At 68.8% G+C, this 4,413-nt stretch carries 5 protein-coding genes; 1 reads left to right on the forward strand and 4 read right to left on the reverse strand.

The window, feature by feature from the left end; genetic code table 11:
* Positions 1–241: 241 nt before the first annotated feature.
* Both D471_RS0129160 and D471_RS0129165 read right to left on the reverse strand, forming a co-directional pair.
* Entirely contained in the window at positions 242–982 is a 741-nt protein-coding gene (locus D471_RS0129160; RefSeq protein WP_017601889.1) for a Crp/Fnr family transcriptional regulator, read from the reverse strand.
* 178 nt (positions 983–1,160) lie between these two features.
* Entirely contained in the window at positions 1,161–1,448 is a 288-nt protein-coding gene (locus D471_RS0129165) for a hypothetical protein (RefSeq protein ID WP_017601890.1), read from the reverse strand.
* 402 nt (positions 1,449–1,850) lie between these two features.
* On the opposite strand from D471_RS0129165, the gene D471_RS0129170 reads away from it, so the two are divergent.
* Positions 1,851–2,366, forward strand: coding sequence for a hypothetical protein (locus tag D471_RS0129170; protein ID WP_017601891.1), 516 nt, complete (start codon positions 1,851–1,853; stop codon positions 2,364–2,366).
* A 132-nt stretch (positions 2,367–2,498) separates the two neighbouring features.
* On the opposite strand, the gene D471_RS0129175 is transcribed toward D471_RS0129170, so the two are convergent.
* Both D471_RS0129175 and D471_RS0129185 read right to left on the reverse strand, forming a co-directional pair.
* Complete coding sequence (locus D471_RS0129175) at positions 2,499–3,224, reverse strand: Crp/Fnr family transcriptional regulator (RefSeq protein WP_017601892.1); 726 nt, start codon at positions 3,222–3,224, stop codon at positions 2,499–2,501.
* 470 nt (positions 3,225–3,694) lie between these two features.
* Positions 3,695–3,874 (reverse strand): hypothetical protein, encoded by a 180-nt coding sequence (locus D471_RS0129185; protein ID WP_017601893.1) that lies wholly within the window; start codon positions 3,872–3,874, stop codon positions 3,695–3,697.
* Positions 3,875–4,413 lie beyond the last annotated feature (539 nt).

Consider the following 4,413-nt stretch of genomic DNA (forward strand, 5'->3'; position numbering starts at 1 on the left):
TCTCGTACGCGCCTGTCCCCGCGCGTTCGTGTACCGCATGAAGTCGCGATCACAACCATCAACCAATCAACCACTCGCACCATCACCGTGCGGTCAAATTGTCGCCTCGGTGACCGAATCGGCCCGAATTCCCTTCCACCCTCCGGGCGCGCGAACGGACCCGCCCTGGGGAGCGGGTCCGCGTCGTCCCTCCTACGCGTGGTGCCCGGCCGGTGGGCGAACCGTCGCCCCGCCGACCCCGTCAGCCCGCGTGACTTCCGTGAGCCTTCCTGGACAGCCCGTCGGGGTCGAGGATCTCGATCGCCGCGTACCGCATCTCGATCAGCTCCTCCCGCTCCAGCCGCTTCAACACCCGGTTCAGTGACGGTCGGCGGACGCCGAGCATCGCGGCGAGCGTGCGCTGCGGCAGGGGGACCACGGAGCTGGACGCCTCGTCGAGCAGCAGCCGGGCGGTCTGTTCGGTCAGGGACTTGCCCAGCAGCTCCATGATCCGCCCCTGGCTGGCGTCCAGGCGGCCGGCGATGCTGGCCAGCCAGCGCCGGGCGAGCGCGCGGTGCTCGGACATGAGGCGCTCGAAGTCCTCGGCGCGCATGTACAGGAGCTCGACGTCGTCGGTCGCGCGCGCGGTGTACGGCAGGGGTTTGCCCAGGAGGAACTGGATGTCGCCGTCCACGTCACCCGCGTGCCTGATCTCGACCACCGTGCGCTCCTCGCCCGAGCCGACCGACAGCTCCACGTGTCCGGACCGAACGATCCACACCCGGGAGGGGGAGTCGCCCTCACGGAAGGCGACCGCGCCCCGGGACAGCGACTGCCGGTGCAGGAACGTGGCGAGCGCGTTCAGATCCCGGGGGGTGAGCGGCGCGGCCGAGCCCCGACCGACGCAGCGCGCCACCCACGCCGCCTGCTGGACCCGCGGATCCGCGGTCTCGGTCCCGTTCAGTCGGCGCTCGGGTACCGCCGATGTGGCCCTCGGGTTCATGTACGTCCTCCGTCCACCCCGTGGCGCGTTCGCGGGCGCCCGGCCCCGAACCGCACCGCGTGCACGCGGCGGCCGGGGTTCCCCGGCAGCACACGCAAGGGCGGAGGTCCCGCCACGGGGACGAGACCTCCTTGCGGTCAGGTGGGCGGTCCCGTGGGGGCGCCCGCCTTACTTCCTACTAGTTGGCGAAACTGAAGAGGTTCTGGGAACCGGCGCCATGCGGACCCGCGAAGGAGGCGCTCGCCTTGTAGAGCGCGAAGCCCCCGCCACGACCGCCGAAGCCTCCGCCGTAGTAGCCGTTGCCGGCCGCGGCCGTGATGCTCTGGGACATGGATCCGTTCGGCCCGGCGAACTGGGAGTCCCCGTGCCAGAAGCTGTTGGCCAGGGCGGCCGACGGGAGACCGAACGCCAACATCGGGGCGGCCACACCGGCCACCAGAACACGTGTGATCGTCTTCGCCTTCATGGAAGTTCCCTCCTGTGCGACGGACGGGCCGTGAGCCCGCCCGAGCCACCGGCGAGTCCCCGCCGGAAACCCCTGAGAGGCGCCTCCAGCGGCAACGCGCACCACACAACCACATGAATTCCCCATAATCAGGCTCATCTGTTACCGAAGCGACAGTATTTCTGGCATTTTGCCCGGAACTGGAGAACTGCCAGCGATCACCACGCGAACCCATGCGCGAGTTAACGGAACGCCAGAAAACACGCAGTAGATGTTATTTCCATGGTTTCCGAGAGGAGTGGGACCAGAAGGAGTGTCAGAAATGCGACACAGTTACTCCCGCGACTCGGCGTGCCGGTCCCCTAATGACCCATGAATCTACGAAAAGCTGCGACTACCTGCATCCGATCCATAGGAGTGCAAATGTCTGAACTCGTTCGACGCGCCGTTCTGGACAAGAGATTCTGGCCCGGGGTCGCGATGGCCGCGCTCATCGGCGGTTCGCTGTCCGTCGCCGGCGTCGCCACGGCCGACACCGTCGACGAAGCCGACCCGGCGGCCCAGGAGGAGGCGGCCCAGCCCGCCGACACCGAGGCCGCCGAGCAGGAGGAGGGGCGTGACGGCGGTCCGTTCAGTGGCGGCCCGCACCACCACGACGACAACGGCAGCGGGGTGCACTCCGAGACCGAGGACAGTGAGTTCCACGAGGTCTGTGACACCGCAGGCCCCGGCGGGTCCTTCATCGGTCCCTGCCCCCGCCCCGCGGGAGGCGGCGGTGGCGGCGGTGCGGTCGGCGGGGCTCCCGAGGAGCTCGCCGTCACCGGCCCGTCCGAGGACCTCGCCCTGGTCGGCGGCGCGATCGCCCTGACCGGTGGTGTGGTCATGTACATCACCCGGCGCCGCTCGGAGCGTGCCGAGGACGCCGAGGCCTCCGCGTAACACCTCCGGGACGCCGGAGTCACGGGGTGGGGACCGCACCGGTTCCCACCCTTTCTCCTGCGCTGGATCCCTGGGCCGTCTCCGGCGACCGGATCCCGTCAGCGCTTCTGCGGAGGCGACGGGGCGACCCCGTCAGTCCGCCCGCTGGGCGAGACCGTAGGGGTCGAGGATGTCCACCGCGCCGTAGCGCAGCCTGATGAGTCCCTGCCCCTCCAGCTCCTTGAGCACCTTGTTCAGGGAGGGACGGCACACACCCAACATCTCCGACAGCTTCTGCTGGGGCACGTCGACCACCCCGCCGCTGGCCTCGTCCAGAAGCAGCCGGGCGCTCTGCTGGGTGAGCGTGCGGCCGAGCATCCCGACGATCCGGTCGTGCGACTCCGACAGCCGCTCGGCCATGGTCGCCATCCACAGTCGGGACATCTCCGGGTGCTCACCCAGCAACTCCTCGAAGTCGAGCGGCGTCATGGTCAGGCACTCCGACTCCTCCAGCGCGCGCGCCCGGTACGGGAACGGCATACCCAGCAGTTTCTGGATGTCGCCGTCGATCCCGCCCGGGCGCAGGATCTGCACGATCAGCGGCCGGGACCGCCCCTTGACCGCGAGTTCGAGACGGCCGGACCGGACGATCCACACCCCCGCGTCCCGATCCCCCTCCCGGAAGGCGAGCTCGCCCCGGCGGAGCAGGCGCTGCCTGAGCCTGCCCGCCAGCGCGGCCACCGCCGCGCGTCCCGGACGGGCCGCGCCCCGGCTCTCCAGACACGACACGACCCATTCCGCGAGGTGGAACCGCTCGGGGTCCACCGTCTCGTCGCTCACCCTGGGGGCCACGACCCGGATCTCGTCGGTACGTCCCATACCTGCCGCCTGCATGTTCCTCAACGGTTCCTCACCCGAACTCGTGCTCGCCCGCCTCCGTCAGGAGCGGGACGAGGCGGACGGTGGATTCGTGTGACCGGACGGCCACGCGCAGAAGATGGACGGACGTTCGCCGTGGGAACGGCGTGAGCCGGGGAGACGTCTCCCCGGCCTCGGTCGCCGGAATCCACGGAAAGCACTGTCACCGATCTCGTGGGGGACGGTCGCGATGGTCGTGGACCCTCGCCGTCGTCGGGAACCCCTGGGGTCGTACGGACGGCTCTTGGGCCGTGGACCCTTCGCCGGAGTTCCCACCGCTCCCCCATCGCGATTAGAGCACGGTGCCCTCCTCACATCGGGGAGGACTCCGCGATCACCACCACTGAAATAACCAAAAGCTTCCTTTACCGGGAAACGGCGAAGGGGCATCCGGCCCGGCCGGATGCCCCTCCACGCGAACGCGGGTGCCGCTACAGCTTGCCCTCGATCTGGTGCGCGTGGACGTGGACCGACTGCTGGTCCTCGTCGTCGGTGATCGTGAACTGCGCGCCCTTGCCCTTGCCCTGGACCGAGTGCACCTTGCCGGTGCGGATCTGGTCGTCGTGGCGGCTGCTGCGGAACTGCACGCGGTCACCCTGCTTGAACGTCATGCGACTCTCCAAGTGATGAGACTTCCCCACGGCCGGGACTTCTCCGTCACCGTGCACCGGCGCCGGGAGACCGACCACTTCGCAACCTAGACCGGCCCGGCGTCGTTCCAGGGGCGACGCCAAGCCAAATGTCAGATTTATGACAGTTCTCGTCAGACGGACACCATTCTGGGTAGGGGACGAGCAAGGTGTTGAAATCCCAACAAAAGAGTCATCTACACCACAGTTCGCTCACATCGCGTCACCGATTGTGCTTTCGTGTGGATGTCGACCGACGGCAGCGTCCGGGCGGTGCCCAGGACCTCGGCGGGGGTCATGGGTGCAAGGGGCGCCCGTCGACTGGATGGTCACGCTGCCAGGGATGTCAACGCCGCACGCCACCAGGCGTACTGAAGGGGGGTTTCCATGGGCAAGGGGAAGATCGCGAGCGCCCTGGTCGCGGGAATCGCCACCCCGGCTCTGGTGTTCGGCGTGCCGTCGGTCGCGATGGCCCAGAGTTACGACTCCGCGGGTCAGTCCGTCAGCCAGCAGAGCGGCTA

This window comes from Nocardiopsis lucentensis DSM 44048 (assembly GCF_000341125.1).
Classification (GTDB): domain Bacteria; phylum Actinomycetota; class Actinomycetes; order Streptosporangiales; family Streptosporangiaceae; genus Nocardiopsis; species Nocardiopsis lucentensis.

Bases quoted from the DNA above. Each gene is read 5' to 3' on its own strand.
- D471_RS0129165 (WP_017601890.1), bottom strand. From the start codon at position 1,448: ATGAAGGCGAAGACGATCACACGTGTTCTGGTGGCCGGTGTGGCCGCC.
- D471_RS0129160 (WP_017601889.1), bottom strand. From the start codon at position 982: ATGAACCCGAGGGCCACATCGGCGGTACCCGAGCGCCGACTGAACGGG.
- D471_RS0129185 (WP_017601893.1), bottom strand. From the start codon at position 3,874: ATGACGTTCAAGCAGGGTGACCGCGTGCAGTTCCGCAGCAGCCGCCAC.
- D471_RS0129175 (WP_017601892.1), bottom strand. From the start codon at position 3,224: ATGGGACGTACCGACGAGATCCGGGTCGTGGCCCCCAGGGTGAGCGAC.
- D471_RS0129170 (WP_017601891.1), top strand. From the start codon at position 1,851: ATGTCTGAACTCGTTCGACGCGCCGTTCTGGACAAGAGATTCTGGCCC.